The 21,416-nt window shown below is 58.3% G+C and carries 15 protein-coding genes; 3 read left to right on the forward strand and 12 right to left on the reverse strand.

Annotation, left to right across the window (positions count from 1 at the left end; translation table 11 throughout):
• Positions 1-189: 189 nt before the first annotated feature.
• The 8 genes from FZF01_RS00425 to FZF01_RS00460 all read right to left on the reverse strand — a co-directional run bounded on the left by FZF01_RS00425 (position 190) and on the right by FZF01_RS00460 (position 8,431).
• The gene (locus FZF01_RS00425; RefSeq protein WP_188434323.1) at positions 190-1,770 is read right to left on the reverse strand and encodes an AAA family ATPase; all 1,581 of its coding nucleotides are present in this window, start codon (positions 1,768-1,770) and stop codon (positions 190-192) included.
• Between the two features lie 20 nt (positions 1,771-1,790).
• Positions 1,791-2,870 (reverse strand): 3-dehydroquinate synthase, encoded by a 1,080-nt coding sequence (aroB, locus tag FZF01_RS00430; protein WP_150276139.1) that lies wholly within the window; start codon positions 2,868-2,870, stop codon positions 1,791-1,793.
• 97 nt (positions 2,871-2,967) lie between these two features.
• Positions 2,968-3,483 carry a shikimate kinase AroK gene (gene aroK / locus FZF01_RS00435; RefSeq protein WP_150276140.1) on the reverse strand — a complete coding sequence of 172 codons (516 nt, stop codon included), beginning with the start codon at positions 3,481-3,483 and terminating at the stop codon, positions 2,968-2,970.
• Between the two features lie 5 nt (positions 3,484-3,488).
• The gene (pilQ, locus tag FZF01_RS00440) at positions 3,489-5,588 is read right to left on the reverse strand and encodes a type IV pilus secretin PilQ (RefSeq protein WP_150276690.1); all 2,100 of its coding nucleotides are present in this window, start codon (positions 5,586-5,588) and stop codon (positions 3,489-3,491) included.
• A gap of 56 nt (positions 5,589-5,644) precedes the next feature.
• Entirely contained in the window at positions 5,645-6,169 is a 525-nt protein-coding gene (locus FZF01_RS00445; protein WP_150276691.1) for a pilus assembly protein PilP, read from the reverse strand.
• 2 nt (positions 6,170-6,171) lie between these two features.
• Positions 6,172-6,795 carry a type IV pilus inner membrane component PilO gene (locus FZF01_RS00450; protein WP_150276141.1) on the reverse strand — a complete coding sequence of 208 codons (624 nt, stop codon included), beginning with the start codon at positions 6,793-6,795 and terminating at the stop codon, positions 6,172-6,174.
• Positions 6,792-7,367, reverse strand: a complete 576-nt coding sequence (locus tag FZF01_RS00455; protein ID WP_150276142.1) for a PilN domain-containing protein — start codon at positions 7,365-7,367, stop codon at positions 6,792-6,794. The genes FZF01_RS00450 and FZF01_RS00455 overlap by 4 nt, the downstream gene beginning before the upstream one ends.
• A complete protein-coding gene (locus FZF01_RS00460) occupies positions 7,367-8,431 on the reverse strand; it encodes a pilus assembly protein PilM (protein ID WP_150276143.1) in 1,065 nt (354 codons plus the stop codon). Before FZF01_RS00460 ends, FZF01_RS00455 begins: the two co-directional genes overlap by 1 nt.
• A gap of 185 nt (positions 8,432-8,616) precedes the next feature.
• Between FZF01_RS00460 and FZF01_RS00465 the strand changes: the two genes are divergently transcribed.
• A complete protein-coding gene (locus FZF01_RS00465) occupies positions 8,617-11,010 on the forward strand; it encodes a penicillin-binding protein 1A (protein WP_150276144.1) in 2,394 nt (797 codons plus the stop codon).
• On the opposite strand, the gene FZF01_RS00470 is transcribed toward FZF01_RS00465, so the two are convergent.
• Positions 10,968-11,915: a LysR family transcriptional regulator gene (locus tag FZF01_RS00470; protein ID WP_150276145.1), complete on the reverse strand. Its 948-nt coding sequence runs from the start codon at positions 11,913-11,915 to the stop codon at positions 10,968-10,970. The genes FZF01_RS00465 and FZF01_RS00470 overlap by 43 nt on opposite strands.
• A 161-nt stretch (positions 11,916-12,076) precedes the next feature.
• Here FZF01_RS00470 and FZF01_RS00475 point away from each other — a divergent pair, with 161 nt between their 5' ends.
• Both FZF01_RS00475 and FZF01_RS00480 read left to right on the forward strand, forming a co-directional pair.
• Positions 12,077-13,768 carry an AMP-binding protein gene (locus tag FZF01_RS00475; protein WP_150276146.1) on the forward strand — a complete coding sequence of 564 codons (1,692 nt, stop codon included), beginning with the start codon at positions 12,077-12,079 and terminating at the stop codon, positions 13,766-13,768.
• 1 nt (position 13,769) lies between these two features.
• The gene (locus FZF01_RS00480; RefSeq protein ID WP_150276147.1) at positions 13,770-17,048 is read left to right on the forward strand and encodes a carboxyl transferase domain-containing protein; all 3,279 of its coding nucleotides are present in this window, start codon (positions 13,770-13,772) and stop codon (positions 17,046-17,048) included.
• A 24-nt stretch (positions 17,049-17,072) separates the two neighbouring features.
• Here FZF01_RS00480 and cydC read toward each other — a convergent pair whose 3' ends face one another.
• From cydC to cydB, 3 genes are read right to left on the reverse strand one after another with little or no spacing between them, the layout of a single operon-like run.
• Complete coding sequence (gene cydC / locus FZF01_RS00485) at positions 17,073-18,752, reverse strand: thiol reductant ABC exporter subunit CydC (RefSeq protein ID WP_150276148.1); 1,680 nt, start codon at positions 18,750-18,752, stop codon at positions 17,073-17,075.
• Complete coding sequence (cydD, locus tag FZF01_RS00490; protein ID WP_223825337.1) at positions 18,745-20,424, reverse strand: thiol reductant ABC exporter subunit CydD; 1,680 nt, start codon at positions 20,422-20,424, stop codon at positions 18,745-18,747. Before cydD ends, cydC begins: the two co-directional genes overlap by 8 nt.
• Positions 20,408-21,409: a cytochrome d ubiquinol oxidase subunit II gene (cydB, locus tag FZF01_RS00495; RefSeq protein WP_150276692.1), complete on the reverse strand. Its 1,002-nt coding sequence runs from the start codon at positions 21,407-21,409 to the stop codon at positions 20,408-20,410. Before cydB ends, cydD begins: the two co-directional genes overlap by 17 nt.
• Between the last annotated feature and the right edge of the window lie 7 nt (positions 21,410-21,416).

The raw sequence follows: 21,416 nt of genomic DNA on the forward strand, positions 1-21,416 counted from the left end.
AACGAGACTGGATCTGGCTCGGCGCCGGACAAAAGGGGAGTAATTGTACACAGCGGTTTGTACAGCCACAATTTTTTTTCGGCTAGAAGTGCCGCATAAGCGTATCCAAATGTCGTAAATAAGAAAGCTTTTCAGTGACCAGACTACTAGCGGCGAAGTGAAAGCCTCACCCCGCCACCAGAACCTATGTCATTTCAGGGCTTTTTGAATATCACCCACCGAGCGTGGCCACGGGTTAGCGCTGCGCATTGAAGCAGGCAGTCCGGAGATTCCCTGCTGAGCCTGCTGACGACCAGCATAGTTGCCCTGAGTAACGACAAACCAGGGTTCACCCTGATGGGTCGTCTGGAAAAATCTCAACTCTGCCACGCCGGGATTATTACTGATGAAACCACTGGCTGCGCCACGACTGCGCGAGCCGAGCACCTGCAACACATATCTACCTGGTTGCTGCGCACGGTACCAGTCATCACCACTCGCACCAGCCGCAGCTGTTTGTGGTGCCGAGGGAGCTACCGGCTCGCGGGCAGGCTGAACCGGTTGAGCCTCTGACGTCGGTGTCGGCGCGTCCACCACCGGCGATTCGGGTACAGGCTGCACTGGCTGAGCTGGCATAGCTGGTGATTGTTCCGACCTCTCTACCTGCGCCTCAGCAGAGGCTTCCACGGGAACTTCTCCAGCACCGTTACTGGGAAAAAGATTGACCGTGGCAGAACGTTCGGAGTCCGCAATACGGGTATCTTCGTTATCAGACGGGACCTCGGCGAGCTCATCTGACCCTGGAGGTCTCTCTGATGGAGCAAGGCCGGGGGCAGCGTTTAATTCGGTGAGCTCGGCGAGCTGGGGGTCATTGGTTGCATCGACCGGTACTACCGGATCCGGCAACTCCAGCACCGTGGTGACCGGCTCTCCCTCGCGTTCACCCATGAACCAGGCAAAACCTATGCCCACAGCCACCAGAACCACCGCCACAAGGGACTTCAACGGCAGGACGGCACGGCGGGATGTGATGGGCGACTCCTGCTCAGCCATGGCTTCGCCCATGGATTGCCGGGCTGCGTCGTTGATACGACCAGGCCAGCCACCGCTATGTCGATGAATCCATTGCGTCTGATCTTCATCGAGCAACTCGATGCCTTGTCCTGCAGCCTCCAGACGCTGAGCAAGATAATCCCGAGTCTCGTCAAGGGTGTAGGGCTGCAGGGCAATCAGATGCAGCCATTCAGCACCCTCTTCATCGGCGCTGACGCTGTCCAGCATGGGCTGGATACTATCATCGGCAAACAGGAAGATACGCAGGGGAGAGTCCCCGCCGCTCACCCGGCTCAAGTCAACGAGCTCCTGTAGCGCATCCTGTTCCAGCAGATGCGCGTCGTCGATAATCAGATAAAGGTTTACGCCCGTATCATTGAGCTGGCCGGCCCGGAGCAACAGCGACCTGGAGTCTCGTCCACTGGCATTAACCGCCTGACAAAAAAAGGAAGTCAGTGCGCTGGCGCTCGGAAACTCGCGCGCGGTGGTCACCACGCATTGGGTAGTATCCTTGTTACTGCTGGCTACCAACACCTGGCGCAGTAGCGTCTTGCCACTTCCCTGCGGGCCGGTGACCAACAGAACCTGATCACCAAATCGGGCCAGATGGTGCAGTTGCGCCAGCACTGTCTTGCGTTGCGGCGTGAAAAACTTGAATCCCGGCGTACGCGCTGCAAAAGGATCATGGCTTAGCTGGTAATACTCTTCGATACTTTCAGCACCGCTCAACGCGTTCATGCCTGTTTCCTGTGAATCTGTCATGGGTGGCCCTGTGCAAGGGTAGCTTGCAATGTTTCAGTATCAAATTCGGCGGTAACCACCGCTTTGCCGATGGCTTCCAGCAAAACCAGGCGTAACTGTCCATCAAGAACTTTCTTGTCCACCGCCATCAGACGGACAAAGTCCTGCGGCGTCATTGTTTCAGGCGGCCTTACGGGGAGACCTGCCAGGGCAATTATCCGGATTCCGCGATCACAAGCTGCTGCGTCAATCCAGCCAAGCCGCCTGGACATATCCAGCGCCATGGCCATGCCGGCCCCAACCGCTTCACCGTGTAGCCACTGGCCATAACCCTGTTGAGCTTCGATCGCATGTCCGAAGGTATGACCCAGATTCAGGATCGCTCGCACACCTCCTTCTCGCTCATCCGCAGCAACAACCTCCGCCTTGATGGCGCAGGAACGCGCAATCGCCTGCGTTACCAGGTCATGGTCCAGGCCTCGAAGCTCCTGCATATTGGCTTCTAGCCAATCAAGAAAGGTCTCGTCGCGGATAAGCCCGTACTTTATGACCTCAGCCAGACCGGCGCTCACCTCACGAGGAGGCAGCGATCTCAGGCTCGCCGTATCAATTATGACCGCGCGCGGTTGGTAGAAAGCCCCCAACATGTTCTTTCCGGCCGGATGATTGATCCCCGTCTTGCCGCCGACAGAAGAGTCAACCTGGGAAAGCAGCGTCGTTGGTACCTGGATGAAATCCACACCCCTCTGATAACAAGAGGCGGCAAATCCGGTCATATCGCCAATAACGCCACCACCCAGAGCAATCAGGGTAGTGCGTCGATCATGCCGCGAAGCCAGTAAGGTATCGAAGATCTGCTGCAGGGTTGTCCAGTTCTTGTACGCCTCACCGGTAGGCAGCACGACTCGGGACAACTGGTAACCGTCGAGAGTGCGACACAGAGCATCAAGATACAGAGGAGCTACCGTATCGTCCGTTACAATACAAACCTGCTTACCTGCGATATAGGGAGCGAACAGCTCGCGCTGCTCCAACAGTCCGGAGCCTATGAATATTGGATAACTGCGCTCACCGAGCTCGACCGTCAGTTGCTGCATATAGTTTCTCCCAAGCGAATGCGGCAAGAATACAACAGACGATGGCATTATGGGCAGTCAGGTACGGAAGCGACCTGACAGGTAGACGGGAACGGATTCAGGAATCAGATTCGAGCAGCCGCGCAACAACGGTATTAACCACTACTTTTGGGCCCCGTTGATCCGTATCGATGATGATGTCGGCAATTTCCCGGTACAGAGGATCACGCTTGGCCATCAGATCACGCAACACTCGTTCGGGATCAGCGTTCAGCAACAAGGGCCGTTGCCGGTCCTTGGACGTTCTCTGCAACTGCTGGTCAACGCTGGTACGCAGATAAACAACCAGGCCGTTAGCTGCCAGAGCTTGCCGATTGGCTTCGCGCATGACTACCCCGCCGCCGGTAGCCAGAACGATACCGCTCTCCAGCACCAGCTCGGCAATCATAGCCTCTTCGCGCTGACGAAAACCCTCTTCTCCTTCCACGTCAAAGATCCATGGAATATCGGCGCCGGTTCGCGCCTCAATTTCACGATCAGAGTCTTTGAAAGGATATTTGAGCTCCTTGGCAAGGAGTCGCCCGATGGTACTTTTTCCTGCCCCCATCGGGCCTACCAGAAAGACATTACGCAAGGCGATTACCTGGCCACAGTGATGGCGCCGTTCTTGATAATCCGTGGAGTCAGGAAGATCAGGAGCTCGGACTTCGTCTCTGAAGTCACGTCGCGGCGGAATACCTTCCCGAGCACCGGCAGATCACCAAGGAAAGGTACTTTCATCTGACTGTTCTGGGTTTCACTGGAGAATACGCCACCAATAACGATGGTTTCGCCATCACCCACCAGAATCTTGGCGTTGACCTCATTCTTGCGAATGGTTGGCACACCGTTCACTTCATTGGTGAAGTCGGGCTCATCCTTGGTGACGATGACCTCCATGATCACCTGATTATCCGGCGTGATCTGGGGAGTCACTTCCAGAGACAGAACGGCTTCGGCAAAGGCCGTAGTCGTTGCACCGCTGGAGCTGGCTTCCTGATAAGGAATTTCCGAACCCTTGAGGATTTTGGCTGTTTCCTTGTCTGAGGTGACGACTTTCGGTTGGGAAATGATTTCGCCATTACCCGTGCTTTCCATGGCTGAAAGCTGAAGATCAAGGATTGCGTTATTGGTGATGAAACCGATACCAATTCCCGAGCTCGCACCAATCACACCCATGTCAACAAAAGGAGCATTGACCGCCGGAGTGGGCATTGCTGCGCCGCCGCCGGGGTTACGACCGAAGACCTCATAGCGGTCCCCAAGATCGATACTGCCGCCCCAACGCACACCAAGCGCCTTGTCAAAGCCGACGTTGGCTTCAACGATGCGTGCCTCGATCATTACCTGGCGAACTGGTATGTCAATTTGAGTAATGATGCGGCGCAGTTCGTCGATGCGCTCCTGGGTCAGGGTTACCAGAAGACTGTTGGTACGATCATCGAATATGACCGAGCCGCGCATGTCGTCCTTCAGAGTGCCTGCATTGGCAGTATCTTCATACAGCCCAGCCACATCGGACGCCTTGGCGTAATTGAGCTGGATAATCTCCTTGCGCAAAGGCGCCAGCTCGGCAACCTGTTTCTTTGCCTCCAGCTCCTGGCGCTCACGCGCAGCAATCTCATCAGCCGGTGCAACCAACAACACATTACCAATCTTGCGCTTGTCCAGGCCCTTGGTCTTGAGCACCAGATCCAGAGCCTGATCCCAGGGTACATTTTGCAGGCGCAAGGTGATGCTGCCCTGAACCGTGTCACTGGCTACGAGGTTGAGATCGGTGAAGTCAGCGATCAGCTGCAGTACCGAGCGGACCTCGATATCCTGAAAGTTGAGAGACAATTTCTCGCCGGTGTAGGCGAAGTCCTCGGCACGACGCTGCTCCGCCTCGGTACGACTCAAAGGTTTGAAGCTGACAATCAGACGATCGTCGGTCTGATAGACAAGGTGTTCATAAAAGCCGGTTGGTTCGATATTGATAACTGCATTGCCATTACTGCTGGATGCATTCACAAAGTTGACCGGTGTAGCAAAATCGGTGACGTCCAGCCGAACCCGCAGAGCATCCGGTAACTCGGTATTGGGGAAGTTCAACCGAATCTTGCCACCCTGCTCCTGCACGTCAACCCGTACCGAAGGATCGGACAAATCAATAACGACGTTACCCTCACCCTGATCACCACGCTGAAAGTCCAAACCCCGAATCGCCGATCCGCTGGTTCCGGGACTACTGACTACGGGCTCGTCTGAGGACCTCCAATTACCCGGAACTGCTGTAGCAGTCGCTGGCTGTGCCGCAGGTGCAGCTGCATAACCCGGGGCCGCACCTTCTCCTACCAGCACGTAAAGATCATTGCCATCGGTGCGAGTAGTGTAAGGGACCAGGCTGTCCAGATTGATAATCAACCGAGTGCGATCGTTGGCCTCGACGACCGTCAGACTTCGCGCGTTGCCCATGCCCAGCTCCCGATTACGGGAATCCAGCTGGTTGGTAACGCCCGGCAGGTCAATGGCAATACGCGCAGGCTGCTCGATTGTGTAGCCCTTCGGTGTCGAGAGCACCGGCTCATCGAAAGTCAGCTTGAGTTCAACCCTTTCACCCGGTAGAGAGGCAACATCTAGGTTCTGGAGGTTGGCCGCAAGGGCCAGAGGGCTCAGCAGCGCAATAACCGCGGCGAGCGTAACTTTCTTGGTAAGAGGCATTTGATTGCGTTCCACGCTTGACTGTTTACAGTTCATGATTTCTCTCCCTGGTTGTCCTATCCGCGCACAGGCAAGCTGAGCGTTCGCGGGCGCTCCAACCAACCGCCTTCACCGTCCGGGACGATCTCCATCACCTCGACACGACCTTCTTCGATTGCGATGATGCGTCCATGGTTACGACCCAGATAGTCTCCTACCTGCACCCTATGGACGCTGCCTGCACCTCGAATAAGCGCTTGCATGCCTTGTTCGTCGCTCAGGGTACCAACCATCTCGAACCCCTCGATATTGAAGCCTTCGAGGAACTGTTTGATTCTGTCATCATCTGGCTTGACGTCCTGGGATCCACGCTGCCTCTGAGTCACGTCAACTCGAATAGGTGGCTGGAACGGACTTCTCAATGAAGCTGCACTGTAGGTAAAAGCCTCATATGCCTTGAACCGTGGCAGTGGCTCGATACTTCCTGCAGGCTTGGCCCGCGTATCAGCCATGAATGCCTGCAGATCGCCGAAGCCGCTATCGCCACAGCCGGAAAGGAGCAGGGAGGAAGCAAGGGCCAAGCCCCATACACGCTTGTGCATGATCATTGCTCGCCTCCTGTATCGTTGTAGCGATAGGTACGGGCAAGAATACTCATTTTAAGCAGGTCCCCATTTCCCTCGGTTACCGGCGCGATGCTGAAATCATGCAGCGTAACAATACGCGGCAGGCTGGCAACGCTGCTGACAAAAGAACCCATGTCATGGTAACTGCCCTGCACCACGATCCTTATGGGCAACTCGATATAGAACTGTTTCGCCGTTTCCGGTTGCAGCGTAATGGATTCGAACTCGAGGCCGCTGTTGAGCCCCATCTGGGTTATATCTTCCAGCAGGCCCGGCACCTCGGTGTCGCTTGGCAGCTGCTTGAGCAGCGTACCGAAGCGCTCTTCTATTTCCACCAACTGTTCCTTGTAGGCTTCCAGATTGGCAGCGCGGAAGGATTTGGCTTCAAAGTCCTTGCGCAGGGTAACTTCCTGAGCCTCACTGCGCTCGAGGACCAGCTGTAGATCCTTGAGATGGAAATGGTAGCCGGCAAACAACAAGGCAATAAGTAATACCAGACCGACTATGAACTTCAAGGCACCGGGCCAGGAGCCAACATTATTGAAGTCGATATTGTTGATATCGATCTTCTTGAAGCTATCCATGGATTTAGACAGGCTCATGGCTGCTTCTCCCCAGCGGTACCGGCACTTGGTTCGGTTTGCTTCACTGAAAGCTCAAACACGTTAGCCTGATCCAGCCCACCGGAGGTAACGGCTCGTACCGCGGTCAAATTCGGTGAGGTGAGCCAATCGGACGCATCCATCTGACGCATGAGATTGGAAACCCGGCTGTTGGATTCGGCCCGACCCTTGATGCTGATTGTCGGCCCTTGCATCCCGAGCGAATCAAAGTGCACGCCATCCGGCAGTGTTCTGGCCAACTCATCAAACACTCTGACAATGATCGGCCGATTACCCTGAAGGTCCTGAATGATCTTCATCCGATCGAGAAGTTGCGTGCGACGCGCCTGCAGCTGCTCGATCTCCTTGATACGCGCTTCGAGTAAGGTGATTTCCTTTTGCAGGAACTCGTTACGGGCATTCTGGTGATCAATCTTGCCGTTGAGGAAACGATCCCCGAGAAAAACCAGGCCACCGGCAAAAATGATAATCAGCACCAGAACAGTCATGAATTCTTTCTTGCGCTCTTCCCTGAGCTGCTCGCGCCAGGGTAACAGGTTAATGCGAGCCATTAGTCGAAACTCCTCATTGCCAGACCACAGGCAATCATCAGCGCAGGAGCGTCATTGCTGAGCGCGACGGCGTTGACCTTGTTTGACAGGGTCATGTTTGCAAAGGGGTTGGCAACCAGCGTTGTGGTGCCTATTTTTTGCTGGATCAGTTGATCGAGCCCCGGAATGGAAGCGGTCCCCCCTGCCAGCAGGATATAATCCACATCGTTGTACTGGCCGCCGGCAAAGAAAAACTGCAGAGAGCGCGAGACCTGCTGCACTACCGCATCCTTGAACGGGCTCAACACTTCGCTTTCGTAGTCGTCCGGCAAGCCGCCCTGCTTCTTCGCCAGACCGGCTTCCTCCTGGGAAAGTCCGTAGCGACGCTGAATCTCGTCGGTCAACTGCTTGCCGCCGAAGAGTTGCTCGCGGGTATAGATGATCCGCCCCTTGCTGAGGACGCTGAGGGTCATCATCGTGGCGCCGATATCGATCACCGCAACGGTAACGTCGTCTCGGTCACCCTCAAGCTGATCGATGACCAGCTCGCAGGCACGCTCCATCGCATATGCCTCGACCTCGACTACCCGTGCGTTGAGCCCCGCCAATGCCAGGGCTGCCTCACGGATGTCGACGTTCTCCCGACGACAGGCAGCAAGCAGCACCTCTACCCTCTCGGAATTCCGGGGTGACACACCCTGCACCTCAAAGTCGATGGCGACTTCATCGAGAGGATAGGGAATGTACTGATCCGCCTCGAGCTTGATCTGCTCTTCCATCTCGTCAGGATCGAGACCCGCATCCATTTCGATGGTTTTGGTAATGACGGCGGAGCCGGCAACCGCAACGGCAGCCTGCTTCAGCGAACTGCGTGATCGGGCCAGGACTTTCTCCAGCGCCTGACCAACACCTTCGAGCTCGACGATATTCTTCTCGACGACCGCACTTGGTGGGAGGGGTTCAACCGCATAGGCTTCGACCTTGTAGCGGTTGCCGGAGCGACTGAGTTCAAGCAGCTTCACAGTAGTGGAGCTGATATCGATACCCAGAAGCGTATTCGCTTTTTTCTTTATGAGCCCTAGCACAGCCAATTTCCTATCAGCATCCGACACTTACGGACGGTTTATGTTTTCCTACATTAAATAACAGACCTAGCACAAGCGCAAATAGCTAAAACAAAAAAAATACGCTTATAATGGAGTCTGTTAACCCGTTCTCATCTGGCCTCATCCCTAACCATTTCATTTGACAGGGAATTCGCTTCTCCCCCATGCCATTTTTAAAATTTATATTCTGGTCAATAATTGCTCTCGTCAGTGCCCCAATCCTTGTTTTGAGCGGGGTAGCCCTGTATCTCAGCCCGGATTTGCCTGATGTCGACGCTTTACGTGACCTTCAGTTACAAACCCCTTTGCGGATATATAGCACAGATAATCGACTCATAGCAGAATTCGGTGAGATGCGTCGAATTCCAATAAGCTATGACCAGATACCGCCCGATTTCATCAATGCTTTGCTGGCCGCTGAAGACGACAATTTTCTAAACCATCGTGGCGTAGACCCGATGGGCCTGCTGCGCGCTGTTGTTGAACTGGTACAAACCGGCCAGATCCAAACAGGCGGTAGTACTATCACCATGCAGGTGGCAAAGAACTATTTCTTGAGCAGCGAACGTGTTTTTTCCCGCAAATTCAACGAAATTCTGCTTGCTCTGCAAATAGAGCGAAGCCTCGATAAACGGGAGATATTCGAACTCTACGTCAACAAGATATATTTGGGCAATCGTGCATATGGAATAGAGGCTGCAGCCCAGATCTACTTTGGCAAGTCGATTGACCAACTCGACCTTGCCGATCTGGCCATGATCGCCAGCCTGCCAAAGGCTCCATCACGTTACAACCCTGTCTCCAATCCGGAAAGAACGTTGATTCGTCGTAACTGGATTCTGGGCCGAATGCTCAGTCTTGGCAATATCGATCAGCAAACCTATGAAGACGCTGTCGCCAAGCCGATAAAGGCGACCAAGTACGAGGCAAAGGCCGAGCTCGAGGCGCCCTATGTCGCTGAAATGGCTCGCCTGGAGATGGTCGAGCGTTTCGGTGATGACGCCTACACAAGCGGCTATCATGTTTACACCACTGTCGATAGCAGCCTGCAGACCCTCGCCAACCGCTCACTGCGTGAAGGTCTCATGGAATACGACCGGCGGCACGGATACAAGGGGCCGGAGGCGAGCAACCCTGAAGCTACGCCCGATCAGTGGGAAACCCTTCTTAGGCCCTACCGGGAGATGGGCGGATTATTGCCCGCAGTCGTCACTGCCGTCAGCGCTGATAAAGCTCTGATTCAGATGCGCGGCGGCGCCCTCGGCGAGATACCCTGGGAAGGCATGCGCTGGGCCCGAAAGCACATCAACACCAACAGCCTGGGGCCAAATCCGAGGTCCCCTTCGGACGTGCTCGATGTTGGGGACATCATCCGGGTAATGCATGAAGAAGATGTTCGCTATCGGCTCGCCCAGATTCCAAAAGCCCAGGGGGCCCTGGTAGTGCTCTCTCCGGACGACGGCAGCATTCAGGCTCTGGTCGGCGGCTTCTCCTTCGAGCAAAGTAAATATAACCGTGTCACCCAGGCGAAACGTCAGCCAGGCTCCAGCTTCAAACCCTTTCTCTACAGTGCAGCTCTCGACCATGGCTATACACCCGCAAGCCTGGTGAACGATGCGCCTCTGGTAGTAGATGATGGCCACATGGAAGAAGCATGGCGGCCAAGAAACTCGGGGGGCGATTTTCTCGGCCCGATCAGACTGCGTGAAGCACTCTACCGCTCACGCAATCTGGTCTCTATCCGCCTGCTGCAGGACATCGGTGTGGATCGGGCGCTTACCTACATTGAACGCTTCGGTTTCAGTCGTCGCGAACTACCGCGAAATCTTTCAGCCGCCCTGGGAACACCGGAACTGACGCCGCTGCAGATTGCCCAGGGTTACACCACCATTGCCAATGGCGGCTACGCAGTCAAACCGTACCTGATCGAGCGGATTCAGGACCACCAGAGCGGAGTCATCGACTTTGCCAGACCCGCAGTTACGCCCAAGGTGATCGAAGCCCATCAGCTACGTGTAGAACAATACCGTGCAATATCGACAGTGCCGGATTTGGAGATACCTTCGGCAGAGCGTGTGATTGACCCTCGCACAACCTACCAGCTAACCAGCATGCTCAAGGACGTCATCACCCGCGGCACCGCTGCCCGGGCGCGTGCATTGCAGCGGCCTGACCTGGCGGGCAAGACCGGCACCACCAACGAGCAGAAGGACGCCTGGTTCTCCGGATACAACGGCGACCTGGTTGCCACGGTGTATGTTGGGTTCGACCAGCCAGCCACTCTGGGCCGCAGGGAATACGGCGGTACAGCAGCACTTCCAGTATGGATGACATTCATGGCCGAAGCTCTGGAAGACCGACCGGAGAGCACCCAACCCATGCCGGATGGGCTGGTGAACGCGCGGATTGATCCTGATACCGGCCGGACCGCCCGACCCGGAAGCGACAACGCCCTGTTCGAAGTATTCAAGGAGGAGGACGCCCCTCCCTCATTCAGCGAACTGGATGCCGGCGGCTACTCAAGCGAAGGCGCCGTCACACCTCTCGAACTGTTCTGAGCCAGAGCAGATACCTGCTGGCGCAGCCAGCGGTTCACTGGGTCGTGCTCCGCGGCCTCATGCCAGTACAGGTTGAGGCCGATAGAGGGCAACGGTAGCGGCATATCCAGCAAGCGATTGCCAAGTGCCGCATTTACCAGCTCTGCATGACGCCGTGACATGGTCAGCAGCAAGTCACTCTGCGCCACTACCAGGCTGGCGGCCTGGTAGTTCTGACACCGCTGCACGACCCGTCGCATCAAACCCATATGCCCCAGCGCCAGATCTTCATAGGATAACCCTCGACGCCATGACGCTACAGCAATATGGTCGCTTTCAAGGTATCGATCGGTAGTCAACTCGCCCTCGAAACCCGGTCCTGCAACCACGCAGAGGGGCTCCGACAGCAACTGCATCTGGCGCAGACTGGCCTCTACCGGCCGCGCGATCTGTACCGCCAGGTCAATGCGCCCGGCTGCCAGTTCCAACTTCAGCTCCGACCATCTCAGCCCCGCCGTGCGCACCCTGCATCCGGGAGCGCTGCGACGTAGGTGGGTGAGCAAGGGAGGCAGCAATACCATCTCCAGTTGCTCCGGCAGACTCAAGGTAAAGGTGCGCTCATCACGCAAGGGGTCGAAGTCCTGCAGCCCCTCCAGACTCCTCTGCAAGCGCGCCAGACTATCGCTGATCACTGGCGCCAGCCTCTGCGCCAGCACAGTAGGCATGACGCCTCGCCCCTCACGTACAAAAAGTGGATCCGCAAAATGCTCGCGCAGGCGTGCAAGGGAATGACTGACCGCAGACTGACTGACATGCAGTACCGCTGCCGAGCGCGTCAGACTGCGTTCGCGAAAAATCACTTCGAAAACCCTGAAGAGGTTCAGATCCATGCGCGCAAGCGATGGAATGCCATTCATTTCATTCATGTGAAGAAGCTCTGGATCGGTAGCGTGCGACACTCACCCCGCCGCCCTCCCAATATTATGAAATTGATTCATGATTATAGATGAATAACCTTCGCTTCACCCCGCGGCTTCCTGGGCCTAAGCTGCTCAGCACAAGATCAATAATCCACGGAGACAAGCCGATGCGGGAACATGAGTATCTGTCGACATTGCGTAACCTGCAGGAAGCAGCCTGGCCGAGGGGCGCACCCACCGAAGCTGTTTACCCCCTGGGCGAGCAGCCAATCACCCGCTATCTGCAGCACTGGGCAAAAAGCACTCCGGATAAAACCGCCATCCATTTCTACGGCCACCAGCTCAGCTATGCAGAACTGGACGATCTCAGTGATCGCTTCTCTGCGCTGCTCTACCAGCACGGTATCGGCGCCGGCGACCGGGTTGCGGTGTTCATGCCCAATTGCCCGCAATTACACATCGCCTTCTACGGCATTCTGAAAGCCGGAGCCATTCACGCTCCCGTCAGCCCGATGGCCAAGGGTATGGAGTTGGGCTATCAACTCCAGGACAGCGGCGCCAGCGCCATAGTCTGTTTTGATCAGCTGCTGCCGGTGATACGCGAAGTGCGGGCCGAAACCGACCTGAAACTGGTCATCAGTACCAGCCTCTCCGAACTGTGCCCCACCACTCCCTCGATACCCGTACCCGATCTGCTGCAGGCGCCCAAACTGGCCATTACCGACAGCATCGATATGCTGCCGGCCCTGGAAAAGCTCGCACCTGCAACGAACCTGCCGGAACTGCAGCTGGATGATATTGCCGCACTGAACTACACCGGCGGCACCACCGGCCTGCCCAAGGGCTGCATACACACTCATGGCGACATGCTTTATACCTGCGCCAGCTTCATGCCTGTCGCCCTGGGTCTGGATCTGGACCGTGTGAGCCTGAATTTCATGCCGGAATTCTGGATTGCCGGCGAAAATGCCGGCCTGCTGTTTCCCGTCTTTGCCGGAACCACCATGGTGCTGCTGGCGCGGTGGGATGCCCTTGCGTTCATGAGTGCAGTGCAGCATTACCGGGTCGGCCACACCGGCCTGTTGGTCGACAGCGCTTCGGAAGTACTGGATCACCCGAGGGTCAGCGAGTTCGACTTCAGCTCCCTTGCCGTCACCAGCTGCGTTTCCTTTATAAAAAAGCTCACACCGGAATATCGTCGCCGCTGGCGCGAGCTGACCGGCTGCACCCTGTTCGAAACCAGTTTCGGCATGACCGAGACGCATACCTGCGATACCTTTACCGCCGGCATGCAGGATGACGACTTCGATTTGCGCTCGGCGCCCACCTTTGTCGGCCTGCCGGTACCCGGCACCGAATTCAAGGTGTGTGATTTCGCCACCGGCGAGCTGCTACCCCTGGGTGCCGAGGGTGAACTGTGCGTGCGCACACCGTCACTGCTCAAGGGTTACTGGAACAAGCCCGAGGCCAGCGCCGAGGCCCTGCGTGATGGCTGGCTGCATACCGGCGACAGCGGCGTGATCACCGAACAGGGCCACATTCGCTATCTGGGACGACGCAAGGAAATGCTCAAGGTCAACGGCATGAGCGTGTTCCCCAGTGAGCTCGAAGCGATGCTCGGCCAGCATCCGGACATTCTGGCTTCGGCAGTGATCGGCCGGGCGGACGAACAGCGTGGTGAGATGCCTCTGGCTTTTATAGTCGCCAAGCCCGGCAGCGGACTGACTGCCGACGTATTACATCAGTGGTGCAAGAAAGCCATGGCGGTGTACAAGATACCCGAAATCCGGCTGGTCGAATCCTTACCCATGACAGCAACCGGCAAGGTCAAAAAACAGGAACTGCAGGAATGGATCTGATATGAACTTCAAGCGTCTGCTGATCGCCAATCGCGGCGAGATCGCCATCCGCCTGGCCCGCGCCGCGGCTGAACTGGATATCCCTACCCTTGCCATCTACGCCGAAGATGACAGCGAATCCCTGCATGTGCGCAAGGCCGATCAGGCGGTAGCCCTGAGCGGTCGCGGTGCCAGCGCCTACCTGGACGCAGCGCAGATCATTGCCATAGCACGTGAGCACGGCTGCGATGCGATACATCCAGGGTACGGTTTTCTCAGCGAAAACGCGGATTTCGCCCGCCGCTGCCATAGCGCCGGCATCGTCTTCATTGGGCCCGACGCCTCGGTACTCGACACCTTTGGCGACAAGGCCAGTGCCCGACGCCTGGCCAGCCAGTGCGGCGTACCGCTGGGCCAGGGCACCAACCAGGCAACCAGCCTCGAACAGGCCATGCAATTTCTGCAGGATCAAGGCCCGGGCGGAGCAGTGATGCTCAAGGCCCTGGCCGGTGGCGGTGGCCGCGGGATGCGCGCTGTATATAGCCTGGATGAACTCGACGAGGCCTATGCCCGCTGCACCTCGGAAGCCCAGGCCGCCTTCGGCACCGGTGATCTCTACGTTGAGCGACTGATTCGCAATGCCCGGCATATCGAAGTGCAGATCATCGGTGATGGCAGCAACGTTAGCCATGTATGGGAACGCGAATGTACCCTGCAGCGGCGCAACCAGAAACTGCTGGAAGTAGCGCCAAGCCCGAGCCTTGCCCCGGAGCAACGTGACCAGTTGCTGGAAGCAGCCCTGACCCTGGCCAAGACAGCAGGCTATCGCGGTCTGGGTACTTTCGAATTTCTGCTCGACGAAGATGCTGGCGACTTCGTGTTCATGGAAGCCAACCCGCGCATCCAGGTCGAGCACACCGTTACCGAAGCGGTCACCGGCCTGGATCTGGCGCAGATTCAGATTCGCCTGGCTGCCGGGGCGACGCTCAGCGACCTACGGTTGACCCAGTCGCAGATCCCGGCCCCGCGCGGATTTGCAGTGCAGCTACGGGTCAATCTGGAAAACATGTCTGCCGATGGCAGTGCCCGCCCCGCTGGCGGCACCCTTACCGCCTACGAGCCACCCAGTGGGCCGGGCATCAGGGTCGACGGATACGGTTACAGTGGCTACACCACCAGCCCCAGCTTCGACTCCCTGCTGGCCAAGGTCATTGTTCAGGCCGATGCCGATTACCCCGCCGTGCTGCGCCGCGCCTATCGCGCCCTCTGCGAGTTTCGGCTGGAAGGTGTCAGCAGCAATCTTGCCTTTCTGCAGAACCTGCTCGGCAATGCACAGGTTCAGGCCAATGACGTCACTACTGCGTTTATCGAGCAGCATGCTGCTGAGCTGGTCGACAGGAGCGCGCACCCAAACCTGTTTTTCCCACAGAAAACTGCGCAAGCCCACCAGAACGCCAGTCAGATCACCGCGCCCCCGGGTACCGAGCCGCTGAACGCGCCCGTGCAAGGTGTGCTGGTTGCTCTGTCAGTGCAGCCCGGTGATGCCATTGCGGTCGGCCAACAGGTCGCCGTGATGGAATCGATGAAAATGGAATTCGAGGTCAAGGCCACGCAAAGCGGTATCGTCCGCGAGCTACTGGTCGAAGCTGGCGCCAGTCTGTTCGAAGGCAGTCCATTGCTGTTCCTCGAACCCGCCGATGTGGCCGCAGGCGAGCAATCCAACGAAGAGCAGATCGATATTGCGCATATTCGTGCCGATCTCGCCGAAGTCCTCGAACGGCAGGCCGACCTGACCGACGAGCGCCGCCCTGCCGCCGTTGCAAAAAGGCGCAAGACCGGTCAGCGCACCGCCCGCGAAAATCTCGCAGACCTGCTCGATGACGGCAGCTTCAAGGAATACGGCTCCATGGCCCTGGCGGCACAACGCGGCCGTCGCACCCATGAAGAGCTCTTGGCCATGAGCCCGGCGGACGGCTTGATCAATGGCATCGGCACTATCAATGCCGACCTGTTTGGCGAGCACGTCAGTCGCTGCATGGCCCTGTCCTACGACTACACCGTATTCGCCGGCACCCAGGGCGCGATGAACCACAAGAAAACCGACCGCATGCTCGATCTGGCCGAGAAATGGAAGTTGCCCGTGGTGTTCTTTACCGAGGGCGGCGGCGGCCGGCCCGGTGATATCGACAAGGTGGGCGTTGCCGGTCTGGACTGCACCACGTTCATGCGCATGGCCAGCCTGAGCGGTCAGGTGCCGCTAGTGGGTGTGGTTTCCGGTCGCTGTTTCGCCGGCAACGCCGCCTTGCTGGGGTGTTGCGACGTAGTCATCGCCACCGAGAACGCGACCATCGGTATGGCCGGACCGGCTATGATCGAGGGTGGCGGCCTGGGCAGCTATACGCCGGAGCAGGTCGGGCCCACCAGCGTGCAAGGTCCCAACGGCGTGGTGGATGTGGTCGTCAAGGACGAGGCTGAAGCCACACGCGTGGCCAAGCAATACCTGGCCTACTTCCAGGGCGACATGAAGAACTGGGAAACCGCCGACCAGCGCGAATTGCGCCACCTGATCCCGGAAAATCGTTTGCGTGTTTACGACATCCGCCAGGTCATCGGGACCTTGGCCGATAGCGGCTCGGTGCTGGAGCTGCGCCGTCAGTTCGCCCCCGGCATGATCACCGCACTGATCCGTATCGAAGGCCGCCCGTTCGGTCTGCTGGCCAACAACCCCATGCATCTGGGCGGCGCGATCGATGCAGCGGGTGGCGACAAAGCCGCCCGCTTCATGCAGCTGTGCCAGGCCCATGGCCTGCCGATGGTCTCGCTGTGCGACACGCCCGGTTTCATGGTCGGACCGGAAGCCGAGCAACAGGCGACCGTGCGCCACGTCTCGCGCATGTTCGTCACCGCAGCCAGTCTGAAGATCCCGTTCATGACCGTAGTGCTGCGCAAGGGCTATGGGCTGGGTGCCCAGGCCATGGCCGCCGGCAGCTTCCAGGCGCCGCTGTTCACCATCGCCTGGCCCAGCAGCGAGTTTGGCGCTATGGGTCTGGAAGGCGCGGTACGCCTGGGTTACGCCAAGGAGCTGGCAGCTATCGAGGATGAAAACGAGCGTAACGCGATGTACGAGAAACTGGTCGCCGAGCTGTATCAGCGGGGCAAGGGCGTGAGCATGGCGAGCTTCCTGGAGATCGACGCGGTAATTGATCCGCTGGAAACCCGGGACTGGCTGCTGCGGGGTCTCAACTCGGCACCCACCGAGTCACTGCGTAAGGGGCTGCGCCCCTTTGTGGATACCTGGTAATGCGGTAGGTCCGCGACTTGATGCCTACAGGTCGGCCATCGACAATACTCGGCCGGCCTGGGGCAGCAAACCTGCATCATGCCCCAGCAGCAGTGCCGTTCGCCCGGCAAGCCAGGGTTCCATGCGGGCGATTACACGCTTGCGCGTCGCCGCATCCAGACCGCTGAAGGGCTCGTCCAGAATCACCACTGGCGCCTCCTTGAGCAGTACCCGGGCCAGAGCCAGTCGTCGCCCCTCCCCGCCCGAGAACTGCTTGCCTGATTCGCCGACCCAGGTGTTGATCCCGGCAGGCAAACCACTGACCAACTCGGCCAGGTCAACCATCTCCAACACCCGCCAGAGCTGTTCGTCAGTTGCGGCAGGATTGCCCAGTAACAGGTTGGCGGCGATGCTGTCGTGGAGTAATTCGGTCTGTTGCGTCAGATAGCCCACTTGCGCCCGCCATTGGGTCAGCGACAGTTGATGCAGCCGGGTGCTGCCCAACTGTATGCCGCCCAGCGGAGTGCCGCCCACAGTCATCTGGCCGATCTCCGGATCAATCAGACGCGCAGCCAGCGCTGCCAGCGTCGATTTCCCCGAGCCTGAGGGTCCGATCAAAGCCAATCGCTCTCCATGATGAAGAGTCAGATTGACGTTTTGCAAACCTGCGTACGGCACGCACACATCCTGCCATTGCAGGGTCAGATCAGTCGGTACTTCGGCGGGTTTTTCCGGGTCCACCAGAGCCGTACTCATTGCCGTCTGCTGGTTCAACCGTCTGGCCGCTGCCCGGGTGCTACCATATTGGGCAAAGGCCGCGGGCAGACCGGCAAATCCTTCGCTCAATGCCATCAGCGCCAGCGGGATCATCACCGCCACCGGGCCGGACAACAGCCCTTCGGAATACGCCTGGATGGCGCCGAACAGACCAACCACCACGGCGCCCATGACACCCAGAGTTGCCAGTGCCTGACCCAGCGCAATACGACCCTGGAGCGCCAGTTGATCGTCGAGCATCTGCTGGCTGCGTTGGAGCAGGTGCCGGCGGTGCAGCTCCAGGGTGCCCGCCGCTGTCAGCTCAGCCATACCCTGTAACTGCTCAACGGCCTGCACCCGCAATCCGTCCAGTTGCTCTACCCGCCGCGCGCTGTAGTGCAAGCCAATTCGCGCCATCCCCAACGTCAGAATCAACAACACAGCAAGCAGCACTACTCCGATCAACAACGCCAGGGAAAGATGAAAAACCGCGATCAGAGCGCTTACCAGCACAACGCCCAGCAGGGCCACCAGGGGCGGTGCCAGCAGACGCAGATAAAGCGTATCGAGAGTGTCGATGTCAGCCGTCAGACGGTTGAGCCACTGCGCTGCCCGCAGCCGGCTTAACGTAGCACCGTCCAATACCGCCAGTGCGGCAAAGTGCCGGCCGCGCAGATCCGCAAGCAGGCTCAGCACCGTGTTGTGATTGAAAACCCGCTCAGAGTACCGCGCCACCGTGCGCGTCAGGGCAAAAAAGCGGATGCCGCCACCCGGCATGTATACATCAAACATCACCCGCTGCCCGGCGGCCCACAATAAAGCCGTCACGCCGGTGGCGGTGATAAACCAACCCGAAAGCGCCAGCAGACCCACCGCACTGAACAACGTCAGCGCCAACAACAGCGCACCCACCCAGAGGCGGCCACGACGCTGCATGATCATCTGCAACCAGGGGCTGAGGTCAGACATCGACGAGTCTCCCCCGGGCGATCTCGATACGCCGCTCCGCCAGCGCCATCAGGGCTGGATGATGGGTAGCAATGATCAGGGTTTTTCCACTGCCTGCCAGCGCGCGCAGGGCTGCTATTACCTCGGCTTCGCTCTGTTCGTCGAGGCTGGCCGTCGGTTCGTCCAGCAACACCAGCTGCGCATCCGACAGCCATACGCGCGCCAGCGCCAGGCGCTGTGCCTGGCCACCGGACAATCCGCGACCACCTTCCCCCAGGTGCGTGTGTAAACCCTCTGGCTGGGCGGCCAGAACCGAGCCCAGGCCGACAGCCTCAACAGCGTGCAGCATGGCATGCTCATCGGCGTCAGGCGCAGTAAGACGTAGATTGTCGGCCCAGGTCCCCTGGATCAGAAAAGGCCGCTGCCCAAGCCACGCAACAGGTTGCCGACCGGGCAATAGACCGAACAGGCTGATGCTGCCGGCGTCGGGTTGCACAAAGCCGGCCATGCAATGCAGAAGACTGGACTTACCGGACCCCGACGGCCCCACCAGCGCAACAACCTGGCCACGGGTGAGCGTCAAGGTGATGTCGTTGAGCACCCGGCCCCGCTCAGGATAAGCCAGTGAGAGGTTCTGCAAAGATATGCTGTTGTCATCCGCACCGCGGCTGAGGCTGTCAGCCTGATCGAGGTCTGCCGATTCGAGCTGCAACGCGCCCAGGCTGTCTGCTGCCCCGAGTGCCGCAGCGCGATCGTGATAGGACTGCGCCAGGCTGCGCAGGGGCTGGAAGAACTCCGGCGCAAGCAGCAGGATGAACAGGCCGGAAAACAATGTCAGTTGGGCCGCAGGACCGTACTGGATATACCCCAGCAGGCCAAAGCCGATGTACATCGCCGCCACGGCGATGGCCACCGAGGCGAAGAACTCCAATACGGCCGAAGACAGAAAGGCAATGCGCAATGTTCGCATGGTTACCGCACGATAGCGTTCGGCTGCGGCCTCTACCGACAGCGTAGCCGCCCCCACCTGACCAAACAATTGCAGGCTGGTGAGGCTGCGCACCCGATCAAGAAAATGCCCGGCCAGACGGCCTGCTTCGAGCACGTGTTGCTGACTGACCCTCTCCGCGCTCATGCCCACCAGCGCCATGAACAGCGGAATCAACGGCGCGGCAAACAGCAGGAAGAGTGCCGCCAGCCAGTCAAGCCAGAACACCACCAGCAGAATCGACAGGGGGGACAACAAGGCAAGCCACTGTTGTGGCAGGTATCGGGCGTAATAACCGTCCAAGGCCTCGACCTGCTCAACCCATTGATTGGTCAGAGTCGCACTGGAGCGGTCAGCAAGACGCACGGGGCCCAGCAGGGCCCAATGGTTAGCCAGTTGGCAGCGCACCTGCTGACGTACCTGCGCGCTCGCATGCTGGGCGCAACGCTCCTGGGCATATTGCATCAAGACGCGGAAAACGATAGCCAGAACCAGGCCCACAGCCGGCCAGAACAACGCCACAGGGGGTACATCTGCAATCAGTAATGCATGCACTAACCAGGCAATCAGCCCCATCTGCACAACGATAGTCAGCGTGTGTAAAACACCCAACACCACCGCTGCGCGCAGCCAGGGCCTGATCGGCAGACCCTGTTGCCGCAACCAGTCACGGCTGCGGCGCCCCGACTCAGTGATAGCCTTCACCGACACGGACCTTGCCGCGGAATACCCAGTAGGTCCAGGCTGTGTAGGCCAGGATGATCGGAATCACAAACAGCATGCCGAGTAGCAGGAACAACTGTGATTCCGGCGCGGACGCCGCATCCCATAGGGTGAAGTTCGGCGGAATCACATAGGGCCAACGGGTCCAGAGCAAACCGAAATAGGTCGACGCAAACATCGCCATGGTGGCAATAAACGGGATCGCCTCCTTGCGCTTTCTCAGGCTACGCCAGATCTGGAAGGCGAAGAACGTTGCCAGCACCGGGAAGATCCATATCCAGCGAATCTCGGCGAACCAACGCTCGAAGGCCGCAGGATCGACCGAGGGAGTCCAGATGCTGATGATCGCAAATACCGCCAGCACCGCACCCAGCAACCAGGGCGCCAGACCGTAGGCCCACTCCTGAATGTACCCTTCCGTTTTCATGATCAACCAGGTGCAACCCAGCAAAGCATAGCCAGCCATCAACCCAAGCCCGGTAGTCACGGTGAAGGGCGTCAGCCAGTCGAACGCGCCGCCCGCATAGGCAAGACCCTCTGTTTCATAACCCTGAATGTAGGAACCCACTACCACGCCCTGGGCAAAGGCTGCGAGAAAGGAGCCACCGGCAAACGCCCAGTTCCAGAGGTAGCGTGAGCTCTTGGCCTTGAAGCGAAACTCGAAGGCTACACCGCGGAAAATCAGACCCGCGAGCATCAGAAAGACACCGATATAAAGCGCCGGCAACAGGATCGAGTAGACCAGCGGGAAGGCACCCAGCAAGCCAGCACCACCGAGCACCAGCCAGGTTTCGTTACCGTCCCAGACTGGCGCTACCGAATTCATCATCACATCGCGGGCATCCTCGTCCGGGGCGAACGGGAACAGCATTCCTACGCCCAGATCGAAGCCGTCCATCAGCACGTACATGATCACAGCGAAGGCGATGATCATTGCCCAGATCATTGATAAATCGAAGATTTCCATATCCATG

Source organism: Halopseudomonas salina, from assembly GCF_008641105.1.